Origin of the sequence: Apilactobacillus sp. EABW-1NA (assembly GCF_030398685.1) — a bacterium.
In the GTDB taxonomy this organism is placed as follows: domain Bacteria; phylum Bacillota; class Bacilli; order Lactobacillales; family Lactobacillaceae; genus Apilactobacillus; species Apilactobacillus waqarii.
Window position 1 is genome coordinate 1 of record NZ_JAPDKO010000059.1, and the last position, 895, is coordinate 895.

At 33.2% G+C, this 895-nt stretch carries 3 protein-coding genes; all 3 read right to left on the minus strand.

The window, feature by feature from the left end; translation table 11 throughout:
- Positions 1 to 91 precede the first annotated feature (91 nt).
- The gene (locus OEZ61_RS08050; RefSeq protein WP_160184544.1) at positions 92 to 445 is read right to left on the minus strand and encodes a hypothetical protein; all 354 of its coding nucleotides are present in this window, start codon (positions 443 to 445) and stop codon (positions 92 to 94) included.
- An 11-nt stretch (positions 446 to 456) separates the two neighbouring features.
- Entirely contained in the window at positions 457 to 693 is a 237-nt protein-coding gene (locus OEZ61_RS08055; protein ID WP_094750417.1) for a LysM peptidoglycan-binding domain-containing protein, read from the minus strand.
- Positions 694 to 695: 2 nt separating this feature from the next.
- Positions 696 to 895: hypothetical protein (locus OEZ61_RS08060; RefSeq protein ID WP_290047384.1), on the minus strand; the 200-nt coding region annotated here is incomplete at its 5' end.

The window sequence follows — 895 nt, forward strand, 5'->3', positions numbered from 1 at the left end:
CCAGTAGCAAGTAATGATCCAACAAAAACACGATGCTTATTTAAGTTTTCAACCTCTTTAATGCCCTGAGTTAAATAATCAAAGTCAGAACTCAAAAGGTTTTAACACTCCAACCACCTAAATGTAGGTCATTTAATAAACTTATAAAGTCATTTAAATAAGCCTTGCTACCATTTTCATTAGCAGACATCCCTACTTGGAATACATCCGCTTTGATTGTAGTAGCAACACCATCAGATTCTTGGTTTGATTTAATTAAATAAGCAGTATAAAGGGTTAACAGCATAATCTTGTTATCTTTATTCAAAACATTATATTTACTAACTTTAATATTTGCTCTTTGAATAAAGAAATCTAATTGATTAGTTGCATTCGGATCATCAAACAATTGCGAATAATTAGTTTTTAAATTATCGCTAACAGCTTTCTTGATGTCTTCATCCATATAAATCACCTTTATTCTTTATCGTCATCTACTTTGCTATCAGTTTTGTTTGTGTAACTTGTTGATGAATAATTTGATGCGTAACTAGTTGAAGTAGTTGGTGCATCTGTTGGCACTTCAATTACACGACCTTCAACCAAGTATGGTTGAGGTAGCTTTTCATTTGCTTTACGTAGGTTACCAACTGAAACACCGTACTTAGTAGCAACTGCATATTCTTCATCATTTGCTTGTACTGTGTATTTCATTCTTATTTACCACCTTTGTTATCAGTTGAGTTGTTTGCTGAGTTATCAGTTGTAGTTGATGCAGGAGTAACATCCTTAGCACCATTATTGTTACCAGTTAAAACAGTCATAACACCAACGTTGTTTGATGCCTTGATTAATGGTAGGAATACTTCTGAAACTTGGTACTTAACACCAACTGGGTCATCAATTACAGATGTTG